This is a genomic window from Pontibacter pamirensis (assembly GCF_010015475.1).
GTDB lineage: Bacteria > Bacteroidota > Bacteroidia > Cytophagales > Hymenobacteraceae > Pontibacter > Pontibacter pamirensis.
This window is the reverse complement of sequence record NZ_SSNI01000013.1, coordinates 56,907-79,859: the sequence shown is the minus strand read 5'-3', so window position 1 is coordinate 79,859 and position 22,953 is coordinate 56,907. Positions and strand designations below refer to the sequence as shown.

Genomic DNA, 22,953 nt, shown 5'->3' with positions numbered 1-22,953 from the left:
GCCGGGCTCTTTTTGTGCCGGGTGCTCTTGCTGCATACACAATAGCAAAACCTTTTTCGCCGGAATCCTTTCTTATGGGAATAGTACTACCACCTAATAAACACAACATGAATATCAATTTAAAAGGAAAAGTGGCGCTGGTAACAGGCGGCAGCAAAGGAATTGGAAGAGGTGCCGCCGAGGCTATTTCAGCGGCAGGCGCAACCGTTATTATCTGCGCCCGGAATAAGGCTGAGCTTGAAGCTACTGCTCGTGAAATTTCCGAAAAAACAGGTAATAAAGTTATTCCTGTACCTGCTGATGTTACGGATGAGCAGGAGGTAAAGCAACTTCTGGAAAGGGCAAAACAGGAAGCAGGAGATATTGATATACTGGTGAATAATGCCGGTGCCGTTGGCGAAACCGGTGCCTTTGAGGACATAGCAGAAGAAGTATACCTCCAACTGTACGACCTGAACGTAGTGTCGATGGTGCGGCTGATGAAGGCAGTACTGCCGCACATGAAAGAGAAAAAGTGGGGGCGCATCATCAACATCTCATCAGAGAACGGTCTGCAGCCTTACCCGGACATGATCCCTTACGACCTGACCAAAGCTGCCATTATCAACTTAAGCAAAGCGGTTTCTAAATCATTAGGGGAGTATAACATACTTGTGAATACAGTGTCGCCGGCTTTCATTAGCACGCCTCTGGTAGAAGGCATGATGCAGGCGCAGGCAGATAACATTGGCATCACCAAGGAAGAGGCCGTTGCAAATTTCCTTAAGAACAATCGCCCCGATATCGTTCTGAAGCGGCCCGGTACCATAGCCGAAGTTGGGGCAGTCGTCGTGTTCCTGGCATCTGAGCAGGCATCTTTTATTACAGGTACCAACCTGCGGGTAGACGGCGGATCTGTGGCGTCTATATAGGAATGGTTGAACGCCCTAAAATGTGTCTCTGGTATAAAAAAAGGCGCTGAGGATACCCCCAGCGCCTTTCGATTTTTGTAAGACGAATGCTTAGTCTGTCACCTGTAGTTTAACCTTTGCTTTGCCGTTCTTCTTTTGAATCTTGAAGTCGGTGTCGCCGGCACGAAGCTTTTCGTTTGCCTCTTCCATCGTTGCCTGCAACAGTTCGCCTTGTGGTGTAGTAGCATCAGCTTTAGCTTGCGCCGCATCGCCTGCACCTGGGCTGTTGCTGTCTACAATTGTCATTTCATTTATCAGGTTCTGAGCACCTGCAAATTTATCGATCAGGAACAGCAGGTAACGTGAGTCCATGTTGATGGTGCGCTTGTAGGCCGGGTCATACACTAGGTCGCCGGTCATGGCTTCCCAGTTTCCGTCGAAGGCCAGGCCAATAAGTTCACCGCGCCCGTTTATGACCGGAGAACCGGAGTTGCCACCGGTAATATCGTTATCTGTGATGAAGTCAGTCACCAGTTCACCTTTAGAGTTGGCATAGCGGCCGTAGTCTTTTGCCTGGTACAACTGCTTCAGCTTAGCCGGTACCACAAACTCTTCGTTGTTTGGGTCTTCCTTTGCCATTACACCATCCAATGTAGTGTAGTAGTTATAAACCACACCATCCTGCGGGCTGTAATCTTTCACGGCACCATAGCTCAGGCGCAGCGTAGAGTTAGCATCCGGGTAAAACACCTTGTCAGGGTTCATCTGGCGCAAGCCAGCTACATACAGACGGTTTGCTTTGTCCAGCTTGGCGTTGCTTTCAGCCAGCTTAGGAGAGATATTGCTTCTGTAGTTGTTGATGATGGCGTTCACAATCTGGAAAGCCGGGTCGTTCTCCAGTTTCTTCTGCGTTGGGTTGTCCAGGAACTCCCTCGTTTTCTGCTCCGATACTACAATAGAATTGTTGTACACATAATCAGCCAGCTTCTGGAAATCACCTTCATACTTGCTTACAAGCTTCTTAAACTCCTCTGGTTGCTGTTCCTTCGGGATGTCCTCGTAGTAATTCTTCATCAGAGCAGCAAATACTTTCTTGTCAGAAGGAGCATTGTAGTCTTTGAAATGAGACTCCACACGAGGCATTACATCCTCCACTGCTTTCTGTACAGCAGCAGGATTGCCAGATTTTAATGTGTTGTAGAGCGGTGACAAACGGTAAGCCATCAGCAGCGACTCTACGCCCAGCACTGCCTCATTCAGGTAAACGGTGCCCAGGTTATACTTCTCGATGTTGGTATAAGCATCGTTTATCTCGCTTAGCACATTACCAAAAGTAGCCTTGCGAGTAGCATCGGCATTGGCCCAGTTCTGGAACTTGTCCTCATCCACAATTTTGCCTTCGATGGTGCGCATGCGTTTGATGCCTTCGTTCTGGCCGATGGAGTACTTGTAGTAGTTGGCTGTAGAAGCATACTTAGAGGCATACTTAATACGCGTAGCCGGGTCTTTGTCCATGTCCTCTTTCCAAAGGCCAAGCTTTTGCTCACGCAGCTTAATGCGCGACTTGTTCAGTTGGTTCACTTCCAGTTTCAGGCCATGCGATGTCATGAAACGCTTTGTGCGGCCAGGGAAACCGAACACCATAGAGAAATCTCCGGGCTCTTTGTCGCCAATGTTGATAGGCAAGTGGTGCTTTGGCTGGTAAGGCACGTTGTTTTGGGCATAAGCGGCAGGTGAGCCATCCGGCGCCATGTATACACGGAACATGGAGAAGTCACCTGTGTGGCGCGGCCACATCCAGTTGTCTGTGTCGCCACCAAATTTACCGATAGATGACGGTGGAGCACCAACCAGGCGCACATCGTTATAGCGGTTGTATACGAACAGGTAGAACTCATTGCCGTTAAAGAAGTCGCGCACGTAGGTTACATACTTCCCGTTCTCAGAAGCTTCTTTGGCTAAAGCCTGCGTACGTTCTGCAACCAACCTAGCACGCTGCTCTTCCGGCGTGTTGTTGTCGATGCCTTCCAGCACTTTGGCTGTCACATCATCCATGTGGTGGAGAATGTCTACGTACAGACCTTCGTTTGGTAATTCCTGGTCTTTAGAGGTAGCCCAAAAGCCATCTGTCAGGTAGTCATGCTCTGTAGTAGAGTGCGACTGAATGGCGCCAAAACCACAGTGGTGATTAGTAAGGAGCAAGCCTTCTGGTGAGATGAACTCCCCGGTACAGAAACCGCCAAACTGCACAATGGCGTCTTTAAGGCTGGAGTTGTTCACAGAATAAATTTCTTCGGCAGTTAGCTGCAGCCCCTGCTTCTGCATATCTGTATAGTTCAGACGCTTGATGAGCATAGGCAGCCACATACCTTCGTCTGCTTTGGCCGTAAAGGGCACATTAAGCGAGACTAAAAGTAAGAGTGAAAGGATTCTTTTTAGCATTGAGATTTGTTTAGGTGAATTAAACTATTGCAAATTTAACAAATTATTACGGCTCCTAACAACTGTTAGGGTAATTGGCCGGTGCAAAAACCAAACCATGTCCTGGATACTTAAGAAAATTATGCTGGCGTTTATATGGGTATACCAGCGCATGATCTCACCGCTCACGCCTTCGGCTTGCCGCTATACCCCCACCTGCTCGCAGTATGCCGTGGAGGCTGTTACTAAGTATGGCCCGTTCAAGGGCGGCTGGCTGGCGCTGAAACGCATTGGCCGTTGCCACCCCTGGGGCGGCAGCGGGTATGACCCGGTGGAATAGGCGTGGTGAACAGGCTGACCTGTTTGTATACTATTTCTTAAGCCTGTTTCCTGCGCACCACTTGTAAGCGTCACTAAGATTTTGTCAGATGTTTATGCCTGCCCTGCAAGTATTAATTTTCCTTTGATTTGTCTAAAGACTACCAACGGGCTTGGGTTTCCAGGTATTTCTAAGCATATTTAGAAGATAATATACTTCTCCCAAATTAGTATGCTCCTAACACTACTCGCGCACCAGTGGAAAGCAAACAGCCGTTCGCCCGTATTTCAAAAAAGTCTGGTGCTAAACATCATTCTGGCGCTGTTAATCCTATATTTCGGTGCGATTTTTTTGTTTCTGGGGTTTAACCTGGATGCAATTCTAGCCAAAGCATACCCGGATCAGCTGCCGATTGACATTTTCAACGGAGCGTTGCTGTTTTACTTCCTTGTCGACCTTTTTTTTCGATTTGTATTACAGGAGTTGCCGGTGCTGGCTGTGCAGCCTTACCTGCACCTGCCCATTCCGAAGCGGAAGCTCATTCACTTTGTGTTGCTGAAGTCGGTTCCGAGCATATTCAACCTGATGTTCCTGCTGATTTTTTTGCCCTTTATGCTTTCGGCAGTAATACCGGAATATGGAACAGGCGCAGCGCTGGCCTGGCTCTTTGCCGCTATTGCCCTCACACTTTTCAATAACTTTCTGCTGATTTACTTTAAGCGGCAACTCAGCAATAGACCGATGCTCACGCTGCTGTTCGGTGTAGGAGTGGCTGGTTTAATGCTGCTGGACTATGCCGGGGCATTTTCGCTGTATGCTGTTTCAAGAGTTGTTTTTGGAGCCCTGTTACTACAGCCCTGGTTGGTAACGGTGCCGGTGCTCCTGCTGGCGGGGGTATACGTACTCAACTATAATTTCCTGAAAGCCCATACTTACCCGGAGGAGCTAAGGGTGCGCGAAAATAAACAGGTAGAGGGGAAAGGCATTGCTTTCCTGAACCGCTTCGGCGAATTAGGGAAGCTGATAGAACTGGAGCTAAAGCTTATCTGGCGGCATAAGCGCTCTAAGTCTGTCGTGACCATGTCCGTTATTTTCCTGTTCTATGGATTTATCTTCTATGGCAAAGAAACGTACATGAACGGCTTTGCGATGCTGATTTTTGTGGGAGTCGCCATGACGGGCATGCCCGTGTTTAACTATGGGCAGTTTGTGCCGGGCTGGCAGAGCGCCCACTTCGATGCGCTCCTGACCAGGCGAATTTCTCCCTACCAGTTTTATGCTGCCAAGTTCTGGATTTTTGTGCCTGCTGTTACTCTTGTCTATATACTGACGCTGCCCTACGGTGTCTTCGGGTACAAAATCATACTCGTTAACACAGCTGCACTGTTCTTTAATATTGGCGTGAATGTATTTGTAGTATTCTATTTCTCTGTCTATAACAAAAGCCGGTTGGATTTGAGCAAGGGTTCCGCTTTTAACTGGCAGGGAGTAGGTGCTTCCAAGTTTCTGATGACACTGCCACTATTAGTGTTGCCTTTGTTAATTTATGCTCCCTTTGGTTTTATGGGAGTACCCTACATGGGCATAGCTGCCATAGGACTAATTGGCTTGATCGGTTTTTGCTTTCAGAAGCCCTTGCTGCAATGGACAGCCAACCGGTTTGTGAAGCATAAGTATAAACTGGCAGCTGGCTTCCGGCAGGCTTAAAGGCTCCCCAGACGAAGTATAAAACCACTTGAGAACTTATTAAAGAAAACACAGCACCACAGACCATGATAGAGGTAAAGAATATCGAGAAAAGCTATAATGGCACTGTAGTCGTGAATATACCCGAACTGGCCATTGCAACCGGTGAGGCAGTAGGAGTGGTGGGGAATAACGGAGCAGGCAAAACCACTCTTTTCCGGATGGTGCTGGACCTGATTAGGCCAAGCAAAGGCGAGGTATATAGCAAAGGCACAAACGTGGCGAAGTCCGAAGACTGGAAAGAGTATACTGGTTCGCACCTGGACGAAGGTTTTCTGATTGATTACCTTACAGCCGAGGAGTACTTTAAGTTTATAGGCGACCTGCACGGCTTGTCAGACGGAGACATTACAGAGCGCTTGCTGCCATTCATGGATTTCTTTAACGGCGAGATCCTGCATCAGCGCAAATATATCCGCGACTTCTCGAAGGGCAATCAGAAGAAAATAGGCGTTGCCGCTGCTGCACTGTCTGACCCTGAACTGCTCATCTTGGATGAGCCTTTTGCTAACCTCGACCCCAGTTCTCAAATTCGCTTGAAGAATTTACTAAGAAGCTTGCGAGAGCAGAAACACATCACCCTGCTTATCTCCAGCCACGACCTGAGCCATGTCATCGAGGTATGCGAGCGCATTGTGGTGATGGAAAAAGGGCAGATGGTGCAGGACATGCAGACAAACGAGAACACGCTCAGCGAGTTGGAGACTTACTTTACGGTATAGGTGCTGCCGTTATGTGCGTGAGGTTTGTTTGTGCTGGTATAAACTGCGAGAACCCACCTCTTAAGGGGAAAGCTTTTACTAGTGCTGGCCAATTTCCAAAATAGGGCAAGCTGAAAAGTTATAGTACAAGATAAGGGTTCGAACTCATGTCAGCAGGCTCTTCGTTGTTAGCGATACCTTCGGAAAATGTAAAGCTTTAACTGCAACGCCTCCGCTATCAACTGTATAGTTGTTCCTTCCATGTCATCAAACTCGAGCTGAAAGCCATCCTCGTAGCCGCGTTGGTTGGTCATGCGCCACATCCAGCTGATTTTCTTGCGCTGGTTGGAGATCTGAGTTCTGCTGAACTGCTGTTCCAGTGCGGTAAAATTAAGCTCCGGCAGTAGAGAAAGTATGATTTCATCATCATCCGCATCTACAGTAATAGTTAAATACTTATCCTCCACCTGAAACACTACCTGCTGCAGCCAACCCTTCTCCAGGTCGTGCAGGGCATAAGCGTGCGTTACTTCTTTTCCGGTCAGGTCGTCTAAATCTACAGTACTTTCCATTTGATTCTAAGGTATGGCATTTTACTTTACCGCACTATAGCGTCATCTATTTAAGAAATGCTTATTTTACATACATCATCTTTCTCATTCTATGACTCAGGAAGCTCATTCTTTAAGTGCGCCGTCAGTGGGGCTGCTGCTGCATGTGCTGCGCCAGCAAGGGCAGGACGTGGACGCAACTTGCCAGCAGATAGGGTTAAACCAACGGCTGGTGCAGGACGTGAATGCCCGCATCTCAGTGGAACTGGTGCAGGAGCTATGGAATGCCTCCATTGCCGCCACCCAGGACCCTGACCTGGCGCTGCATGTAGCCGAGACTATCAACCCTACTGCCATGGGCACCATCGCTTATGTGATGATGAATGCAGCTACCTTGCAGGAGTCGCTGCAGAAGCTGTGCAAGTACCAGGATATTGTGTGCGGAGCCATACAGACGAGCCTGGAGGTACAAGGGCAGCAGGCTTTTGTGAAGCTGCAGGTGGTAAGCCCGGCGCTCCAAAACCCGCGCAATGCTGTGGATTCTGAGTTGGTTATCTATAAAAACGCGTTTGCTGCGTTGGTGGGACAGCCGGTACACTTCCAGCAGGTGTTGTTTGCCTATTCCCGGCCGGACAGTATAAAAGAGTATGAGCGGATTTTTGCCGGAGCAGAACTGGTATTTGGCGCTGCCTGTAGCGGCCTTGTTTTTGATGCGGCTTACCTGAAGCTGCCGGTGGTGTCGGCTAACCCGGAACTGAACCAGCTGTTCGAGAAATATGCAGATGAGTACCTGCAAAAGCTGCATGAGCCGAAAACCATGCAGGAGCGGGTGCAGCGCGAAATTGCCCGGCTGCTCAAAGGCGAGGAGCCAGGCATCAACACGGTGTCGCGGAACCTGGCCATGAGCGTGCGCAGCCTGCAGACGAAGCTGAAGGAAGAAGGCGTCACTTATCAAACGTTGCTGGACGAGGTGCGTAAAGAGATTGCCGTAAAGCACCTCCAGGACAACCAGAGCACCATCTCCGATATTGCCTACCTGCTGGGCTTTGCCGAACCCAGCGTTTTCTCCCGCTCCTTCAAAAAGTGGACCGGCATGCCTCCCGCCGCCTACCGCCAAAGTATGGCGGCAGCGTAGGTTGTTTCAGCCAAAGGAGAGTGGACAAAAGATGAAGGACTTCTGAAGGTGCTGTGGCAATGTTGAAGTTTTACTCCAGAAAACTCAATTCTCCCTAACTCACCTTCTAACTCTCTAACTCTTCAACTCTCTAACTCCCCTGTGCCATTCCAGCGTCTCGGCTATCGCCTGCTGCATAGGCGTGTGGCGCAGGTTTGGGAGGGTTTGGCGCAGTTTGTCGTCATTGAGCAGGATAGTGTTCTGCCAGAGGTAGCCCACTTCGCTTATCTCGCGCATGCCCGGAGAGAACAGCCCCATCAGCTTAAACAACCAGCCCGGGTATACTTTGTGCTTCGGCTTGGTGCCGGCCTCAGCAGCAATCTGGGCCTGCCACTGTTTAATGCTAGGTACGACCTCACCGACATAGTTATATTCGGTATATGGTTCCTTCGGCTGTAGCTTCGCCAGTTCGTAGTAGGCATAGGCGGCGTCTGGAGTGTACACCAACTGGTGCGGAATGTCGTTGCGGTAGAGCCAGGGCATGGGTTCGCCGTTCAGCGCGCCCTTGAAAATAGGCGCTATACCTTCATTCATCACGTTTGGGCCCCAGAAATCGGGCATGCGGAGGTTGATGACACGGCACTTGCCCTGCTGTGCCGCCTGCTGCAGCATCTGCTCCAGCTTAATCCGGATTGTCCCTTTTTTAGTAGTGGGTTTAGGAGCAGTTCCCTCGGTGATGGTATCAACCAATCCAAAGTTATATATGTTTCCCGGGAAAAAAATCGTAGCTTTGTTTATGGCTGCGGCCTCAATCACGTTTTGCGTTACACGCTCCATGTTGTTTTGCCACTTCTCGTAAGGGTAATTTACACCGTGGAAGATGTGCGTCGCCTCTGCTCCCAGTTTCTTCAGCAGTTCACCGTCTTGCGCATCTCCTTCAATCAGCTGTAACGTAGGCCACTGGCCAAATAAATTCGCAGCCTTCTGCTTGTTACGTACCAGCAGGGTTACCTGCTCCTGGTGCCGCAAAAGCTCATGTGTAAAGGCATATCCTATACTGCCTGTTCCGCCGAGTTTTAAAAATCTGAAGGTGTTCGTTGCCATATCTCTGTGGTTATAAGGTTATAGGCCAAAGGTATGTGCATCAGTATGTTTTATGCTTGACAGATGCCGCAAACTACTTGACCAATTGCGCAAAACAACAAACAAATTAGCTTTAGCCACAAAGTGGTTACAGAAGAAGCTGAGGCTGCAGGAACTATTTTGATAGGAACGATTTTAATATATAGTTAGTAAAATATTGTAAAATAAGAGAAACCAATAAACATAAAATATGACTGAGACACTTATAGCGAAAACACCTATCACACACGAACACCTTTCAAAAGCTATCTCTTACATGCAGTACCTCGAGATGATTGATACATTACTGGCAGAAGGCAAAACCACCGGTGAGAATCATTCAGAGGAAATGGTAGAATACACGCGCATGAACATGCACCGTATGTACCGCATGGAAAAGAGTGTTGCACTGGATGATGAGATAGTGCAGCTGCTTCTGAGTGTGGATAATAAGATGACTTGGGTGGTTCTAACGGAAGCCTGGTGCGGAGATGCAGCTCAGAACATCCCGGCCATTGCAAAAATAGCGGATGCTTCCCCACTTATTGAGGTAAAGCTGTTGCTGCGCGATGAGCACCCGGAAGTGATGGATGCTTTCCTGACAAACGATACCCGCTCTATTCCAAAATTGATCGTGCTTGACACAGATACGCTGGAAGTACTGGGAACATGGGGACCACGCCCCGAGCCGGCGCAAAAGCTGGTGCAGGAAGCAAAAGATAACAACCTTCCCTTTAAAGAAATGGCAGAAAAGCTGTACGGTTGGTATGACAAAGACCGTAGCCGTACGCTGCAGCAGGAGTTTAAATGCCTGCTCCGTAACTGGGCTCAGCTTACGTTCCCGCAGGACCGGCTCTTAGAGCGTTGCTCATAAGCTTCAAATTTTCAGGAACAAGAAAGGCGACACTGCAGTGTCGCCTTTCTTGTTCCTGAAAATACTTAGTCGCCGGAACTACCATATACATATTTTGCTCAAGCGAGTCTGAAGACTTGTACCCGCGTGCAGGCTGTCCGGCCAATTAGTCTTCATCTTGCGCTTACCTGATTTGATATTGCTTTCTTTATCTCCACATCCATAATCTTATCTCCGACTTCCAACTGGTGCACTACCTGCATGCCCTCTACTACTTTCGCGAAAATGGTATAGCGGCCGTCGAGGTGTGGTGTGGGGGAGTGGGTGATGAACCATTGGTTGCTCTCGGTGTCTTTCCCTGCCGAGGCCATGCCTACGTAGCCCTCGCCATAATGCAGCGGCGCAAATTCTGAGCGAATAGAGTAATCCGAGCTTCCCCAGCCATCGCCGCGCTTGTCGCCGCCCTGGGCCACAAAGTTGGGTACTACCCGGTGGAAGTAGAGGCTGTCAAAGAAGTCTTGTCTGGCTAGCGCTACAAAATTAGCGACAGAGCCAGGAGCATCTTCTACAAATAATTGCAGGGTGATGGCTCCTTTCTCTGTATGCAGTACTACCTGCTGATCTGCAGGTATACTCTTCACCAAATTCCAATCGATGGGGTGCGTGAAAGGATTTTGGGGTGTGATGCTCTCCTCCCGGTTATTCAGGTAGTCCAAGGTCTTCTGCAGCTCAATGTTCGTTTCCATGTCGCGGGGCAGCTGCAGTTTTTGCTTGGCCTCCACCAGAAAGCCAAAGCTGCGGTAGTGGTCTCTCAGGTTCAGCTTCGGGTCGCGTATTGCGGTAGCGGCCATTCCCACCAAAGCCACGTCCCCGGTTCCGACAGCTTTTCGGAATATCTCTGCAAACTCGCTTTCCAGGCTTGTGGGAAAATCAGGTTGCTGGCGCATCAGGATGAGCGCATCCATGGCAGTGGTGGCTATAACAGGCTCATGTGCGGAGAACATTTCATCTGCAATAAAGCTGTAGTTGTCGTAGTAGCCAGAGAGTGCCTTCAGCAGCTGCGCTTTGTCATAAGGACTACGTGCGTGCTGGTACTGTTGTTTGTAGCGGTTGTTGAGGTACGCTTTGCTCTGCGGCTGGCTGTTGCGGAGAATCACCCAGATAACATTACCGCGCACCCGTGCATCCTGTAGCTGCGGCATGACTTGCAGCAGGGCATCTACTTCTACTCCGGCGGGGTTCGCCACCAAGAACTCAGAAGTGGCTACCGCCGTGTTGATGTTTTCATCCTGCAAGGCAGCCAGCACGGCAGGTTTTATTTCTCTGAATTCCAAACCACTCATGGCTCTTACAGCACTCAGGCGCACGCGGTAATCCGGGTCACTTTGTGCAACGGTAGATAAAAACTGTGCTTTGTCGTTTGCTCTGACTTTTGCCAGCGATTGCACAACAGCCATACGCACCTCAGGTGCTGTGTCGGATGTGGCGGAGGTAAGCAGTTGCCGGCGGTAAGGTGTCAGGTCTATTTTGGGGGTGCGGGCCAGGTAATGTGCCGCTGCCAGCCGAGCCTCGTAAGGGTTATCTGCCGCTATGAATTGTACTGCCTCTGCTGTGCCCTGCTGTGTTACCTGCTGGCGCTGGCCAGCACGGTACAGGCCCCATGACTGGCCCGCCATGGCAGTTTCATTATCAGGTGTATAACGGTTCAGGAATACCGCACCGGCAGGAGTGGCTACTTTGCCTAAGGCTTCTAACAACTCGGCCTGCACCCCAGGGTTTGGCTCTTGCTGCAGGTGTTGTATGATAGCGTTTTCTGCTTTAGCGTACCCAATTTGCCCCAGGGCATAAGCTGCGGCTTTCCGGGCAGCCACGGCAGTGTCTGCCAACAACTGCAAAAGGGGAGGCACTGCCAGCGTGTCCTGCACAGAGGCAAAAGCCAGGGCTGCTTCGGTGCGGTATTGTGGTGAGGTATGGCTCAGGTAAGGCAGCAGTTCAGCTGTGTTGCGCTCGTCCTGTAGCGTATAGATTTGCTGCAGGGTTTTATCCTCAAACTTATTAATAGCCACCGGGGAGTCTGTTTGTTTTGAAGGTAGGTACTGGCAAGCTGAGAGTGCACCAAGTGCAAGTACACAGGTATAGCGTAGTTTCATTTTTCTGTTCATAATACGCCCTCAAGATAAAGAAAATATAGAAGAGGGCCTGAAGCTTATGCGCAGAGTACAATTTTGATATTTGATGGGAATTATCTATTTTAGACAAAACAACCCGCTGTTGCTCATGCAGGAAATAAGTGTCAAACTATTTGAAGGTGCCTACACCTTGAAGCCGAAAGCAGAACGACGCCTGATGGTGCTTGCTTTTGTGGCCGTATCTTTACAGTTGGGTTTGCTTGTGTACCTCGCTGTTTCCAAGCAGTTTACGATTGCGTTAATATTCATTTTCCTTTTCAACCTGTTGGTTCCCGCCTATTTCTTCTTCAATATCTGGCTCGACCGCAAGCCAAAGTACCGCCGCCACCTTACCCTGACAGATGAGGGCGTGTGCTACAGGTCTAAATTTCTGCAGAAGGAGCAGGAGTTTGACTGGGAAGAGGTAGACACTGTGCAAGTTGACATGTACCGGGTGAATTTTATGCTTAAGAATGAGGAAGAGCATGATATAAACCTGGAACGCATCCAGAATGACGCGGTACTGCAGCAGGTAAAAGAGCAGATAAAAGAGATGGTGCAGCAGAAGGAGATTATGCTGCAGTAGCTGTATCTCACATATTATAAGCAAGTCTTTTTGTCATTTCTCGCCACTTCGCTGGCTCTTTTCGTCTCGCGCCTCCAGAATGTTCTCGAAGATAGTATGTTCTTTCCCCTTAGTTATTAGAGGCCAGTTTCCCTCCCCCGCCAGTTCATAGTTCAGGTTTCCTATCACCACATACAACCAGTGCTTTGTTAGCGGTGTCCGGAAACTCCACAGATGTTTTTTTGCGGCACGGGGTGGTGTGGCAGCAGAAGGTTTGCCAACTTTGCAGCCTGAAACATGATGTATGGCAGAAAAGCTTAAGCGGGTGTATGGGGTGCAGTTTGGCTTGCTTTGCCTGAGCTCCTTTCTCTTCTTCGCAAGTTTTAACATGATTATCCCGGAACTGCCCGACTACCTGAGCAGTCTGGGTGGTGCCGAGTACAAAGGCCTTGTAATTTCCCTCTTCACGCTGACAGCAGGCCTTTCAAGGCCATTTAGCGGCAAACTGGCCGACAAAATTGGGCGCATACCTGTGATGATAGTGGGTGGGGCCGTTTGCGTGGTGGCTGGTTTCATGTATCCGCTTACAGGCACCGTGGCGGCTTTCCTGTTTTTGCGCTTTATGCACGGCTTTTCTACCGGTTTTACGCCTACGGGCACAGCGGCATATGTAGCCGACGTAGTGCCGGTAGGGCGGCGCGGGGAGGCAATGGGGCTTATCGGGCTTTCAGGAAGTCTGGGTATGGCAGCGGGGCCAGCAGCGGGCGGCGCTATCGCGAACCAGTTTTCCGTGGATACCATGTTTTATGCTTCTTCGCTGGCGGCCTTTCTGTCTGTTGGGGTGCTGGTGCGGATGCACGAAACCCTGGACACCCCACATCGTTTTCGGATAGGGCTGCTCAAAATATCCCGGAGCGAGATTTTTGAACCACGTGTACTGGCACCGTCTGTTGTCATGTTGTTTTCTACTTTCGCCTACGGTACCATTCTTACCATCATCCCGGATTTCAGTGAACAACTGGGCATCCAGAACAAAGGGCTCTTCTTCACCAGCTTCACGCTAGCCTCCCTTGCTATCCGGTTTCTGGCCGGCCGCGCCTCTGACAAGTATGGGCGGATAAACGTACTTCGTATCAGCACAAGCCTGCTCACAGTGGCCATGGTCTTTATTGGCGTGGTGTCGTCGCCTACGGAGTTGCTGCTGGCAGGTGTTTTATTCGGCGTGGCGCAGGGCATGAACTCACCCACCATCTACGCCTGGACGATTGACCTGAGCCATGAGGCACGCCGGGGGCGAGCGATGGCAACCATGTATATTGCCCTCGAAGCGGGTATTGGTATAGGCGCTTTTTGCTCGGGCTGGCTCTACAACAACGACGCCAGTAACTTTACTCTGGTTTTCTGGCTCTCGGCCGCTTTTTCTTTGGTATCCTTCCTGTATCTCATACTGTTTGTAAAGAAGGAGTAGGGGAGGAAGTGAGAAGAAGGACAAATGACAAATGAATTTTAGTGTTATTGCTGATGCAAAAACAGCGGCAGGAATAGCTCAGAACTTGCAGGTTAGGTTTAGCTTATAAAACGCGTCTAAACAAGTATCCTCTTTTTTTGTTAATTGCAACACAATATTCCGCGGGATACGTTGATAAAATCATAATGAACAGCCAGTTTATAAATACACTTTTCAGACATCACCAACAGGCAAAGCACCAGGTGCCGGCTTCAGCCATCTGCCACCTGGTAGAGGGGGTGCTCCATTTGCTCTTCCCGGCCCTGGCCGATGAACGTTTCGAGACAGTGAGGGAACTGGAGGAATACGCCAGCAGCCTGCAGCAGAACCTGATGCGGGTGCTATCCGGTATGGAGCAGCAGTTGCCCATGCCAGCGGAGGAGGTAGCACAGCAGATGATGCAGCACCTGCCCCAGATTCACCAACTCCTGCTGCTCGACGCCGAGGCCATTGCCGCCGGTGACCCTGCCGCGCAGAGTGTGCAGGAAGTAATCAGAACGTACCCCGGCTTTAAGGCTGTGGCTATTCACCGGCTGGCCCACGAGCTGTACCGCTTGCAGGTGCCGCTGCTTCCTCGGGTTCTGTCAGAATACGCCCACGGCCAGACCGGCATCGACATCCACCCCGGTGCGCAGATTGGCACGCACTTCTGCATCGACCATGGCACCGGAATTGTCATCGGGGAGACCTCTCATATCGGCAACCATGTGAAACTGTATCAGGGTGTAACGCTGGGAGCCTTAAGTGTGGATAAGACCATGGCAAACATCAAACGCCATCCTACTATCGAGCACCACGTAGTGATATATGCCGGGGCTACCATACTCGGCGGCAACACGGTGGTGGGCGCATACAGTACCATTGGGGGGAATGTGTGGCTGACGGAGAGTGTGCCAGCTTACTCCAGGGTATACCACAGGCCGCAGATAAATGTGCGACGCTCCGCTGACCCAACAGATGTGGTAAACTTTTCCATCTAGACCCAGTAAGAAGTATAAGCATCACAATATTTTCTTTAAAATGTGATAGTGGTCTTAAGTAGCTTAAGTTGTATATTAGAAGGTGGCTTGCCTTATTTAATTTATCGAAGTACTTAAAAACACAAATCAGGATAAAACATGAAAGCGAAATCAATACTCGAAGTAATTGGCAACACACCGCATGTACGCATCAACAAGCTGTACAGTAAAAATGTAGAGGTGTGGATGAAGCAGGAGCGCAGCAACCCCGGCGGCAGCATTAAAGACCGCATTGCCCTGGCCATGATTGAAGATGCCGAGCGTAAAGGCTTACTGAACAAGGACAGTATTATAGTGGAGCCTACCTCTGGCAACACTGGCGTAGGTCTGGCGATGGTGGCGGCCGTAAAAGGATACCAGATCTTTCTTGTAATGCCGGAATCAATGTCTATTGAGCGCCGCCGCCTGATGGCTGCTTATGGTGCCAAACTAGAGCTGACGCCGCGCGAAAAGGGCATGAAGGGTGCCATAGAACGCGCCCGCGAGATGGTGGAGGAAAATGACAACGCCTGGATGCCGATGCAGTTCGACAACGAGGCCAATACACAGATTCACATCGATACCACAGCCCAGGAGATACTGGAGGACTTTCCGGATGGGCTAGACTATATCATTACCGGGGTTGGTACCGGTGGGCATATCACGGCCGTGGCAAAAGTGCTGAAGGGCCGCTTTCCCAACCTGAAGGTTTACGCGGTGGAGCCTTCTGCCTCGCCTGTGCTAAGCGGCGGCCAGCCCGGCCCGCACCCGATACAGGGAGTAGGCGCAGGTTTTATACCGAGCATCATGGACACGACGCTACTGGATGGCGTGGTGCAGGTGGATGCCGACGAGGCTTTTGACTACGCCCGCCGGGCTGCCCGCGAAGAAGGCCTGTTTATAGGAATATCCTCGGGAGCATCTCTTGCAGCGGTTGCTAAAAAAATAGAAGAAGGAATTCCGGAAGGCTCCAAAGTGCTGACCTTCTGCTACGATACCGGTGAGCGTTATTTATCAGTAGAAGGCCTGTTTGTATAGTACGAACATTTCATCCTGAATTTCAAGCGCCTCCTGTTTTGTAGCAGGAGGCGCTTTTGTGTATGGGCCTGCCTGCTTAAAATGCTATAAATGAAGTGTAGCTGAGCTTTTAGCTCACTTGCGTCTCAGAAAGATGCACTTAAAGATGAAGAAAGGATTTTTGTTCAACAATCCTGAAGGACTCTTGTAAACACCTGCAGATAGCACACCAGCCCTTACTGAGATATCAGGTAAAGAAATGCCTTTTCCTTTTCAGGGGAAAGGAAAAAAGATGAATCGTAATTGCTTAAAAGTAACAATTGATTGAAGCCGGTACTAGCAGAAGCGCTTTACGTATCTTCTCCAGGCTCTTCGGAGCCAAACCCCAAGTCTTCCAGTGTTAGCTTGGCATTATCTTTCACGTTGAGCGCTACCCTGTCATAGACTTCTTTTCTTACCTCTTCCAGGTCCCTGCCTTCGAGGTGAGCGATAATTCTTGCCTGGTTTGATAAAATAGAGCCTATTCTGGCGTCCATGGCCGACTGCTTTACATAGTAATCGGCAATAAACCTGTCTAAGGTTATCTTGGGGTTTCGGGGATTAAAAGAGTTATGGTCCATCTTCGTATATATTTTATATACTAAAGATAAGCTTTTTCACTACTCTTAGCCTGGCCAGGCGCTGTGTTTTTCCTTTGTAGAGTATAAAAGGGTAAAGCTATGATCAGGTGTATAGCTTTGTACAGGCTATGTTACTATCGTGTGTTGCAGTAATAAGATTAGGTTAATACTTTATAAATGGCATGGCTGTATCGCTGAAAGGACCATCTGCGAAACCAACAAAATAGTCCCCGATGAAGATACCCGCACCATTGCTGATAGCATTTGTTCCGGCATTAAAAGTAACCACGTGACCGTCTGTGGTTGAGAAACCAATGATGTCTTCGTTAAGGGAAGACCCTGCCTTAACCGGGAAGGAAAACACTGAGACGTTGCTTCCAAGGCTTTCTGAAGCGTAAGTAAGTTGTGCTAAAGTGTTCATAAGTCAGAGGGTTTAGGTTCTAATACATTACAACGATACGAACATAATATATTAGTGAACAGTAATATTGAAAGGGTAAAGTAACATGAATGGGAAGGGAGCAGCAGCAAGGGGTATTGCAATGCAAAGAGGGTATAGTGGTAATATACTTCATTTTTAATATGATAAATATATTATATTCAATATATAGATTGTGTTTTTCAGATTAAAATTGCAGAAAGTAACATAATCAGCCTGATCCTTTTTTCTCTTTTGCCGATAAAATGTGTCCTATTTACTTTTTTTCTGCTCCTGCAGGTATGTTTGTGTGCTGCCTCAACTGCTTTGGTTCATGTAAAACCTTCCTACACTGCCGATTCTTTATGCATTTTCCTGGTCTGAGGCAGGTCCTAAACATTTATTCAGGAAAAGAAGTATTCACAGAATGCACCCAAAACCTGAACGATACAGAATAAACCCTTTCCTGAACTCACTGCTGCTCCTGCTTCTATTGCTTTCCTTTGGATGCGCCAGGAAGAATTTCTATGCCAGTACTCCTGTTGCTGACCCTACTGTATACCGGCAACTGCAACAGGAACCTGCCACTGTCGATAGTGTGACGGTGCAGGCTGGCCGCCACTATAAGCGCAGCTTTCTTTATAAAGCGCTTTGGGGAGAACGACACCGTAAAGCCTGGTCCATGCCGGTCACTGTACCTGTTCTGCAGGTAGACACAGTGAAGGGTGGATTCAAGATTGAGAAAATAGGTGGCGGTAAGCAAAGTATCAATGTAACCATGGTGGGTGGAGATGGTATGACATATTCCCTCCGCACCGTTGATAAAAGACCGGAAATTAACCTGCCGTTTCCCCTTTCCAAAACATTTATCGCAGACCTTGTGCTTGATCAGACTTCCGCCTTGCACCCCTACGCGGCGCTGGTGGTGGCCCCGCTGGCAAGCGCTGCGGGAGTGGTTCAGGCTACTCCGGTGCTGGTGTACGTAAGGCCGAAAGAGGAGAAACTGGGGGAGCATAATGAGTTGCTCAGTGACAGGCTGTACATGCTGGAGGAGAAATACAATGACAAGCGTGCTCTGATCGGGGAACTGGACGAGGCGCAGAACATTGTAGGAACCGGGAAAATGCTCAAGCAGCGCTACAGCGACAGCAACCACACAATTGATGAACTGGCCTTCGCCAAAGCACGGCTCCTGGACCTGTTGATTGGTGACCGGGACAGGCATGAGGACCAGTGGGAGTGGGCTGTGTATAAGGAGGGGCCGAAGCACATTTACCGCACCATCCCTAAAGATCGGGACAATGCTTTCTATCGCATTGACAATGGCCTACTTACCTGGCTCATGAGCCGCAAATGGGCCTTCCGCAAGTACGCCTCCTTCAGCGGAAAGTACAAGGATGTAAAAGCGCTGACGATAAAATCAAAGGACATTGATGCGCGGGCTATGCCGCAGGTAACGGCACAGCAGTTTGACTCTCTGGCCCGTGAGTTACAGCGTTCTCTTACAGACGAAGTGATTGAGCAAGCCGTACGAAGGCTTCCAGAAGCTGTTTACAGGCTGGAAGGGGAGAGCCTTGCAGTAAAGCTCAAAAACAGAAGAGACAAGCTAGACAAAGCTGCACGAGAATTCTACCAGGTGCTGGCAAAGGAGGTGTTGGTGATAGGCACAGATGAGGCGGAACAATTTGAAGTGGTACGCCTAAATGATGAGGAGACGGAGGTAACTGTGCGCCGGAAGTCGGATGGCACCGTAACCTATCATCGGGTCTTTCATCGCGCTGAGACAAAAAGGGTAGAATTACATGGGCTGGGTGGAAGCGATGAGTTTAATGTGGAGGGGCAGGTCCGGAAGGGAATAAAAATAACTATTGTAGATGAAGAGCGCGAAGACAACATTCGGGATATTTCCCGTGTAGGTGGCTGGAGAAAGAAGCTGGCGGTCTATAACAGTAAGCAGAAGCCTGACATGTAGTTGATGAGTTCTGTTTTCTCTCTGGCCATGAGAAACAGCCGCATCAGGGAAAGGTCAGGCTTAGCGGGAGTGTAAACCTTCACTTGTTGTGTGCCTTGAGCCACTAACAACTTCTGACAGGAATTCAAAAACTGGTCTTTTAACTAATCTTTGAAAGCGGATATCTAGGTAAGTTAGGCTACTCTTTGCTTTGCCTCTTCAAAAATATTAAGAGTTGTGTGTAAATTGTGTGTACATAAAAAAAGCACTTACCAGTTTTACCTCGTAAGTGCTTAATTATCTGTGTGGAGAATATCGGAGTCGAACCGATGACCTCTTGCATGCCATGCAAGCGCTCTAGCCAGCTGAGCTAATCCCCCTTGTGTGGCACAAAAATAGGATAAATATTTAAGAAGAAAAACATCCTGCAAAATATTTGTTCAAAAGAAAAGGGGCAGCCAAAGCTGCCCCTTTAATGTATAGACTAAAAATTACTTAGTTGAAGATGTAGCGCAAACCAATTTGTGCTCTCCAAACATCATCTATTCCGGCTGAAGTATCAAACGTTCTTGTCAGAAGTTGATTTCCGATTGTTTGCATTCTGTATACAGGAACATTGTCTGCATTTACACCAGCAGCTATAAGTGGTGAGGTTTGCAGTACTCTGTTATATACACCCCAGTCGCTGTTAATCAGGTTGCCAACGTTGAAGACATCACCTCTTAGTTGCAGCGTGTTACGCTTGCCTCCTACATTTACAAAGAACTCCTGCACAAGGCTCAGGTCAGTCTGGTATACCCAAGGCATTAAGGCGCCATTACGCTCAGCATATTGGCCACGGCGGGAGTTCAGATACTCGTCCTGCGCAATGTATGCCTCAAAAGCGTCCTGTTGCTGCTGTGGCGTGAAAACGACGATGGTATTACCAGCTGCATCTTTGGATGTGATAGGTAAGAAGCTCAACTCGCTACCATTACTCGGAACATAAAGCAGGTCATTGCCAAAAATACCGTCACCGTTCATGTCACCATTGTAAGTGTAGTTAAAGCGGTTCTGGTTACGGGCTTCGCTGAACAGGGATATCTGAGTAGCACCGAAACCTGCATACTCCTTGCGGTAAGAGATGGAGCCGATTACGCGGTGACGTTGATCATTGTCAGAAAAAGCAAGTTCAGGGAAGTTGTTTCCATTAACACTACGGATACCATTGTAAGAACCACCAGCTGTGCTACCGGCTGATAGCAAGTCTTTTGCCTCACTGAAATTGTAAGCCAAACGGGCAAACAGTCCGTTATTGAAAGGCTTTTCTAACTGAGCAGTAAAGGAATAAGAGTAACCTTTGTCTGTATTCGTCAGGTAAGGAGCTGATGTAATAGTTGGGTTGATGCGGCTTGCGTTGTTAAAGGCATCATTTCGCAGGCCAAAACCTGGGTACATCAAACGGTTATCCGGACCACTGAACGTAGCAGTAGCAGGGGCTTGGTTAATATTGATGTAGTTGGCACTGTTGATGTTTTTGCTGTAAATAAACTCTAATGTACCTACTATACCAGCGAAAAGAGACTTGTCAACAGCAAGGTTGCTTCTCCAAACCTGTGGGAATGTAAAGTTTCTGTCGGATACGTTGATATCGTAAGAACTTGGCAGTGTTGGTTGAGTTGGAATATGAGCTGTTGGATTTGGGTTAAACGGATACTGTGTTGTTCTGTCGTCCGAGGTAAATCCTGTCAGCACACCATTGTTACCAATCTGGTTAGAAATCCATACAAATGGAGGGCGACCAGAGAAGATACCTGAACCACCACGGATTTGCAGCGTCTTGTCATCCAGCACATCCCAGTTAAAACCTACACGTGGAGACCAAAGGATTTTAGTGTCCGGAAGTTTAGACGTATTTACCTGTAGAGGACTGCCATCCGCATCTCTGAAAGTCATCTCGGCTACAGCTGGGTTTTCGAATCCTGTTTTGTCAAATGCAGATACATCTGCTCGTAAACCGGCTGTTACTGTTAAATTACGCATAGCAGCCCATGAGTCCTGGATATATAAACCGCTATAGGTTACCCTTGTAGGCTGAATTGGCTCAGCTCCTCCTGGCAGTGCAGAATAACGCAACTGGAATCTTCTTAGCTCAACAGCTGATGTTTCAGCGTTTGGATCTGTCAGGTATTGGTCTGCGGCAGTATAAAAGTCATCTAATGAGTTAAACACGTACACACTCTGTGAGCCTGGGAAGAAAACGTTCTCAAATGAAAGACGCTCTACGTTAACACCAGCAGTTAATGTATGGGCTCCTGCATAATAGGTGAAGTTGTTTTGAAACTGAAGCGTTGAGTAGCTAAGCCTGTTATTTGGCGTGAATGGCTCAAAACCAGCCGTGATATAATTTGCACCAGCATTCTGGATCTCAATAAGCGGGAAGAAATCACCACGCGAGCCTCTGTCTTCATTCTGAGAGGTATAACCTACAATCATGTTATTAGAGAACTTCGAACCAAAAGTTGAGTTCAATTCACCAATAACGGAGTGGATTTTTTCAAACTGAATATAGTTTGAGTTTTGATAGTTAAGTGCGTTCAGGTTGGTTCTGCGGCTACCGAAACCAAGGGAGGAACTGTTACTTGTCAAGGCATCTCTTTCTGAGTCGAGCATGTTGTAACGGATGCTCGCTCTGTGATTGTTGTTGATGTTGTAGTCCAGCTTTGCAAGGAATTTATTGCTCCTTGTTTGGTTGTCATACCCCTGGTAAGGACCTGTTTCATAACCAAATCTATCTCTCAGGAAGGTGCTTAGGTTGTCCAGGTCAGACTCCAGTACGCGTGTTACGTTACCTTCTACTGCCTCACCACCTCTATTGGCTCTAAATGTAGTAGCTGGCTCAGTACGGCGCTCAATTTCGCCGTTCACGAAGAAAAACAGCTTGTTCTTAATTATAGGACCTCCTAAACGGAAGCCTGCCTGCGTGTTGTTGAAGTTGTCTGATGCTACTTCTCTTCCTTTTGCTTCAGTACCAAGAAATTTCTCATTTTGGATGTTATAGAACACAGAGCCAGAGAACTCATTTGTACCTGAGCGTGTCACAGCATTAATACCTGCACCAGTAAAGCCACCTTGTCTAACGTCATAAGGGGCCAGGTTTACCTGTACCTGCTCAATAGCGTCCAAGCTGATTGGGGCAGTACCAGTACGGCCTCCTGGCTGGCCGCTCAAACCAAAGCTGCTGTTCAGAATAGAACCGTCTACCGTAATATTGTTAAGGCGGTTGTCTTGGCCACCAAAAGAAGTACCACTTGCCTGAGGCGTTAAACGCGTAAAGTCGTTAATAGAGCGGCTGATGGTAGGTAAAGCGGTGATTGCCTCACGGGAGATGTTTGTGGCAGTACCTGCACGCTCTGAGCTTATGATTGCGTTACGGTCAGATACAATCTGTACCTCGCTTAACTCATTAGACTGCTCCGCTAATTTTACGTTCAGGCTATAAGCAGTACCAAGGTTCAGGCTAATGTTGTTGTAGATTTTGTCCTGGAAGCCTACATACCTTACCGTTACAGTGTAAGGCCCGCCAACACGCATATTAGGAATTGTAAACCTCCCGTCTGCTAATGTTGCGGTACCATAGTTGGTTCCAGACGGTGTGTGTACAGCAACTACCGTTGCTCCGGGGAGGCCTTCACCTTGTTGATCTGTCACAACACCTGTCATAGAGGAGGTGGTGACACCTTGCGCCCAACTGTACTGTGTCATCAGTACCATCACCAGGATGAGACTAAATAAACTGTAAAACTTTTTCATAAATGGGTTGGTTGATTTTGGCGCAAAAGTAAGCCGCTCAACCTTCACTATCAACCCTATGTTATATTATTTAATTGTTATTTCTGACTTTTAAAGTTGGGTAAACGGGTAAGCGAATGTTGATATGCCCAACCAAGAGCAGGAAGGCATATAAACGAAAAAGGCAGGACCTGAGCCCTGCCTTTTTGCTGAGAAATTCG

Annotated in this window: 19 protein-coding genes and 1 tRNA gene; 11 read left to right on the top strand and 9 right to left on the bottom strand. The window is 48.6% G+C overall.

Features of this window, described 5'->3' with window-relative positions; genetic code table 11:
• The first annotated feature begins 107 nt into the window (after positions 1-107).
• Positions 108-911 (top strand): SDR family NAD(P)-dependent oxidoreductase, encoded by an 804-nt coding sequence (locus E1919_RS12625; protein WP_162053764.1) that lies wholly within the window; start codon positions 108-110, stop codon positions 909-911.
• Between the two features lie 90 nt (positions 912-1,001).
• Here E1919_RS12625 and E1919_RS12620 read toward each other — a convergent pair whose 3' ends face one another.
• Complete coding sequence (locus E1919_RS12620; RefSeq protein WP_237144320.1) at positions 1,002-3,332, bottom strand: S46 family peptidase; 2,331 nt, start codon at positions 3,330-3,332, stop codon at positions 1,002-1,004.
• 121 nt (positions 3,333-3,453) lie between these two features.
• On the opposite strand from E1919_RS12620, the gene yidD reads away from it, so the two are divergent.
• From yidD to E1919_RS12605, 3 genes are all read left to right on the top strand, one after another.
• Positions 3,454-3,651, top strand: a complete 198-nt coding sequence (gene yidD / locus E1919_RS12615; RefSeq protein ID WP_394351773.1) for a membrane protein insertion efficiency factor YidD — start codon at positions 3,454-3,456, stop codon at positions 3,649-3,651.
• 210 nt (positions 3,652-3,861) lie between these two features.
• Positions 3,862-5,337, top strand: coding sequence for a DUF5687 family protein (locus E1919_RS12610; protein ID WP_162053762.1), 1,476 nt, complete (start codon positions 3,862-3,864; stop codon positions 5,335-5,337).
• Between the two features lie 65 nt (positions 5,338-5,402).
• Complete coding sequence (locus tag E1919_RS12605) at positions 5,403-6,098, top strand: ABC transporter ATP-binding protein (protein WP_162053761.1); 696 nt, start codon at positions 5,403-5,405, stop codon at positions 6,096-6,098.
• Between the two features lie 167 nt (positions 6,099-6,265).
• On the opposite strand, the gene E1919_RS12600 is transcribed toward E1919_RS12605, so the two are convergent.
• Positions 6,266-6,649 (bottom strand): DUF6334 family protein, encoded by a 384-nt coding sequence (locus tag E1919_RS12600; RefSeq protein WP_162053760.1) that lies wholly within the window; start codon positions 6,647-6,649, stop codon positions 6,266-6,268.
• A gap of 91 nt (positions 6,650-6,740) precedes the next feature.
• On the opposite strand from E1919_RS12600, the gene E1919_RS12595 reads away from it, so the two are divergent.
• On the top strand, positions 6,741-7,763 hold the full coding sequence (locus E1919_RS12595) for an AraC family transcriptional regulator (RefSeq protein ID WP_162053759.1): 1,023 nt from the start codon (positions 6,741-6,743) through the stop codon (positions 7,761-7,763).
• Between the two features lie 114 nt (positions 7,764-7,877).
• Here E1919_RS12595 and E1919_RS12590 read toward each other — a convergent pair whose 3' ends face one another.
• Positions 7,878-8,846 (bottom strand): NAD-dependent epimerase/dehydratase family protein, encoded by a 969-nt coding sequence (locus E1919_RS12590; protein ID WP_162053758.1) that lies wholly within the window; start codon positions 8,844-8,846, stop codon positions 7,878-7,880.
• A 229-nt stretch (positions 8,847-9,075) separates the two neighbouring features.
• On the opposite strand from E1919_RS12590, the gene E1919_RS12585 reads away from it, so the two are divergent.
• Positions 9,076-9,738, top strand: coding sequence for a thioredoxin family protein (locus E1919_RS12585; protein WP_237144319.1), 663 nt, complete (start codon positions 9,076-9,078; stop codon positions 9,736-9,738).
• Between the two features lie 152 nt (positions 9,739-9,890).
• On the opposite strand, the gene E1919_RS12580 is transcribed toward E1919_RS12585, so the two are convergent.
• Positions 9,891-11,867, bottom strand: coding sequence for a peptidylprolyl isomerase (locus tag E1919_RS12580; protein ID WP_162053757.1), 1,977 nt, complete (start codon positions 11,865-11,867; stop codon positions 9,891-9,893).
• A gap of 85 nt (positions 11,868-11,952) precedes the next feature.
• Between E1919_RS12580 and E1919_RS12575 the strand changes: the two genes are divergently transcribed.
• Entirely contained in the window at positions 11,953-12,471 is a 519-nt protein-coding gene (locus E1919_RS12575) for a hypothetical protein (protein ID WP_162053756.1), read from the top strand.
• Positions 12,472-12,504: 33 nt separating this feature from the next.
• On the opposite strand, the gene E1919_RS12570 is transcribed toward E1919_RS12575, so the two are convergent.
• The gene (locus E1919_RS12570; protein WP_162053755.1) at positions 12,505-12,642 is read right to left on the bottom strand and encodes a hypothetical protein; all 138 of its coding nucleotides are present in this window, start codon (positions 12,640-12,642) and stop codon (positions 12,505-12,507) included.
• Between the two features lie 112 nt (positions 12,643-12,754).
• On the opposite strand from E1919_RS12570, the gene E1919_RS12565 reads away from it, so the two are divergent.
• The 3 genes from E1919_RS12565 (at position 12,755) to cysK (ending at position 15,993) form a co-directional block, all read left to right on the top strand.
• Positions 12,755-13,918, top strand: coding sequence for an MFS transporter (locus E1919_RS12565; protein ID WP_162053754.1), 1,164 nt, complete (start codon positions 12,755-12,757; stop codon positions 13,916-13,918).
• A 185-nt stretch (positions 13,919-14,103) separates the two neighbouring features.
• Positions 14,104-14,937 carry a serine O-acetyltransferase EpsC gene (gene epsC, locus E1919_RS12560; RefSeq protein ID WP_162053753.1) on the top strand — a complete coding sequence of 278 codons (834 nt, stop codon included), beginning with the start codon at positions 14,104-14,106 and terminating at the stop codon, positions 14,935-14,937.
• Positions 14,938-15,075: 138 nt separating this feature from the next.
• The gene (gene cysK, locus E1919_RS12555) at positions 15,076-15,993 is read left to right on the top strand and encodes a cysteine synthase A (RefSeq protein ID WP_162053752.1); all 918 of its coding nucleotides are present in this window, start codon (positions 15,076-15,078) and stop codon (positions 15,991-15,993) included.
• Positions 15,994-16,322: 329 nt separating this feature from the next.
• Here the strand turns inward: cysK and E1919_RS12550 are convergent, their stop codons facing one another.
• The gene (locus tag E1919_RS12550; RefSeq protein WP_162053751.1) at positions 16,323-16,592 is read right to left on the bottom strand and encodes a hypothetical protein; all 270 of its coding nucleotides are present in this window, start codon (positions 16,590-16,592) and stop codon (positions 16,323-16,325) included.
• Between the two features lie 163 nt (positions 16,593-16,755).
• Entirely contained in the window at positions 16,756-17,013 is a 258-nt protein-coding gene (locus E1919_RS12545) for a hypothetical protein (protein WP_162053750.1), read from the bottom strand.
• A gap of 424 nt (positions 17,014-17,437) precedes the next feature.
• Here E1919_RS12545 and E1919_RS12540 point away from each other — a divergent pair, with 424 nt between their 5' ends.
• Complete coding sequence (locus tag E1919_RS12540; RefSeq protein WP_162053749.1) at positions 17,438-18,982, top strand: hypothetical protein; 1,545 nt, start codon at positions 17,438-17,440, stop codon at positions 18,980-18,982.
• Between the two features lie 285 nt (positions 18,983-19,267).
• On the opposite strand, the gene E1919_RS12535 is transcribed toward E1919_RS12540, so the two are convergent.
• A tRNA-Ala gene (locus E1919_RS12535) sits at positions 19,268-19,341 on the bottom strand.
• A gap of 115 nt (positions 19,342-19,456) precedes the next feature.
• The gene (locus E1919_RS12530; RefSeq protein WP_162053748.1) at positions 19,457-22,753 is read right to left on the bottom strand and encodes a TonB-dependent receptor; all 3,297 of its coding nucleotides are present in this window, start codon (positions 22,751-22,753) and stop codon (positions 19,457-19,459) included.
• Between the last annotated feature and the right edge of the window lie 200 nt (positions 22,754-22,953).

Bases quoted from the DNA above. Each gene is read 5' to 3' on its own strand.
- E1919_RS12605 (WP_162053761.1), top strand. From the start codon at position 5,403: ATGATAGAGGTAAAGAATATCGAGAAAAGCTATAATGGCACTGTAGTC.
- E1919_RS12545 (WP_162053750.1), bottom strand. From the start codon at position 17,013: ATGAACACTTTAGCACAACTTACTTACGCTTCAGAAAGCCTTGGAAGC.
- E1919_RS12590 (WP_162053758.1), bottom strand. From the start codon at position 8,846: ATGGCAACGAACACCTTCAGATTTTTAAAACTCGGCGGAACAGGCAGT.
- E1919_RS12575 (WP_162053756.1), top strand. From the start codon at position 11,953: ATGGGAATTATCTATTTTAGACAAAACAACCCGCTGTTGCTCATGCAG.
- epsC (WP_162053753.1), top strand. From the start codon at position 14,104: ATGAACAGCCAGTTTATAAATACACTTTTCAGACATCACCAACAGGCA.
- E1919_RS12550 (WP_162053751.1), bottom strand. From the start codon at position 16,592: ATGGACCATAACTCTTTTAATCCCCGAAACCCCAAGATAACCTTAGAC.
- E1919_RS12600 (WP_162053760.1), bottom strand. From the start codon at position 6,649: ATGGAAAGTACTGTAGATTTAGACGACCTGACCGGAAAAGAAGTAACG.
- E1919_RS12585 (WP_237144319.1), top strand. From the start codon at position 9,076: ATGACTGAGACACTTATAGCGAAAACACCTATCACACACGAACACCTT.
- E1919_RS12625 (WP_162053764.1), top strand. From the start codon at position 108: ATGAATATCAATTTAAAAGGAAAAGTGGCGCTGGTAACAGGCGGCAGC.
- E1919_RS12565 (WP_162053754.1), top strand. From the start codon at position 12,755: ATGGCAGAAAAGCTTAAGCGGGTGTATGGGGTGCAGTTTGGCTTGCTT.
- cysK (WP_162053752.1), top strand. From the start codon at position 15,076: ATGAAAGCGAAATCAATACTCGAAGTAATTGGCAACACACCGCATGTA.
- E1919_RS12530 (WP_162053748.1), bottom strand. From the start codon at position 22,753: ATGAAAAAGTTTTACAGTTTATTTAGTCTCATCCTGGTGATGGTACTG.
- E1919_RS12610 (WP_162053762.1), top strand. From the start codon at position 3,862: ATGCTCCTAACACTACTCGCGCACCAGTGGAAAGCAAACAGCCGTTCG.
- E1919_RS12595 (WP_162053759.1), top strand. From the start codon at position 6,741: ATGACTCAGGAAGCTCATTCTTTAAGTGCGCCGTCAGTGGGGCTGCTG.
- E1919_RS12620 (WP_237144320.1), bottom strand. From the start codon at position 3,332: ATGCTAAAAAGAATCCTTTCACTCTTACTTTTAGTCTCGCTTAATGTG.
- E1919_RS12580 (WP_162053757.1), bottom strand. From the start codon at position 11,867: ATGAAACTACGCTATACCTGTGTACTTGCACTTGGTGCACTCTCAGCT.
- E1919_RS12540 (WP_162053749.1), top strand. From the start codon at position 17,438: ATGCACCCAAAACCTGAACGATACAGAATAAACCCTTTCCTGAACTCA.
- yidD (WP_394351773.1), top strand. From the start codon at position 3,454: ATGCTGGCGTTTATATGGGTATACCAGCGCATGATCTCACCGCTCACG.